At 43.1% G+C, this 1,335-nt stretch carries 1 protein-coding gene; it reads left to right on the top strand.

Annotation, left to right across the window (positions count from 1 at the left end; translation table 11 throughout):
- Positions 1-108: 108 nt before the first annotated feature.
- A complete protein-coding gene (locus tag M3N64_RS13955) occupies positions 109-1,284 on the top strand; it encodes an IS256 family transposase (RefSeq protein ID WP_249104288.1) in 1,176 nt (391 codons plus the stop codon).
- The last annotated feature ends 51 nt before the right edge of the window (positions 1,285-1,335 follow it).

Raw genomic sequence — 1,335 nt, 5'->3', positions numbered from 1 at the left:
GAGTGTTTAAATAATCTTGTGTAAATAGATTCAAAAAACAATTGAAAAGGGAAAGCCTTCCCCTTAAGATATTAAGCGACCAAACTCATATCACAGGAGGCTTTCCCTATGAACCAATTTACCACAAAAATCATGTCAGCCCTAGCCCAACAACAAGATTTGGACGAAATTTTTCGCCAGCATCTAGAAGAAGCTGTTAATGAACTGTTGAAACTGGAATTGAGCAGCTTTTTGGGCTATGAGCCTTATGATCGCGAGGGCTTTCATACAGGTAATTCACGAAATGGCCAATATGCTCGCAAGTTTAAAACCCGCTATGGTGAATTGGCCTTACAAATTCCCAGAGATCGCAATGGCGATTTTCATCAACACACGGTGCCTGCCTATCGTCGGAATAGTGATTCCTTAGAAACAACCGTTATTCAGCTCTACCGTAAAGGGATCACGACATCTGAAATCGCTGATTTGATGGAAAAGATGTATGGACATTTTTATACGCCACAAACGATCTCGAATATGACCCAAGCAGTCTCTGAACAAGTCACTCAATTCAAAGCCCGTCCCTTGTCCACACAATATGTCTGCGTCTATCTCGATGCGACCTACCTGCCCTTAAGGCGAGACACAGTGGAAAAAGAAGCGATCCATATTGCCATTGGGGTCAAGCTTGATGGCACAAAAGAAGTGCTGGCTTATACCGTTGCGCCCACTGAATCCACTGGTGTTTGGTCAGAACTGCTCACGGACATCCGTCAAAGGGGCGTCCGAGATGTACTGCTTTTTATCGCTGATGGGCTTGTTGGGTTACAGAGTGCTTTAGAAAAAAGCTTTCCAAAAGCCAAGCTTCAACGCTGCCTCATTCATGTCAGCCGTACGCTCTGCAATCACGTCCGAGTCAATGATCGAAAACCAATGATGGGTGAATTTAAAGCACTGCACCAGGCAGCAGACAAAAAAGGGGCACAAGAGCTCTTAAATCAATTCCTTAATCACTGGCAGGGACGCTACTCACGGCTCATGGATCGATTAAAGAAGACAGAAAATCTATTGACGTTTTTAGAATTTCCACCTTCCATTCGTGCAAGCATTTACAGCACCAATATGATTGAGTCGTTTAACAAAAAGTTAAAACGGTATAGCAAAAGAAAAGAGCAATTTCCAAACGAAGATTCACTGGATCGCTTTCTCGTGACCCAAATGATCGATTACAACACTAAATTTTCAGTACACTGTCATCGAGGATTTAATCAATGTCGGGACACCCTTGAATCCATGTTTCACTGATAGTTGCTTGATCGGGAAGGCTGCCATTTACACAAAATACTTGACACTCCC

The organism is Sporolactobacillus mangiferae (assembly GCF_023336505.1).
Taxonomy (GTDB): domain Bacteria; phylum Bacillota; class Bacilli; order Bacillales; family Sporolactobacillaceae; genus Sporolactobacillus; species Sporolactobacillus mangiferae.
The sequence above is the reverse complement of the archived record's forward strand: the minus strand, read 5'-3'. Positions and strand labels throughout refer to the sequence as shown.

Bases quoted from the DNA above. Each gene is read 5' to 3' on its own strand.
- M3N64_RS13955 (WP_249104288.1), top strand. From the start codon at position 109: ATGAACCAATTTACCACAAAAATCATGTCAGCCCTAGCCCAACAACAA.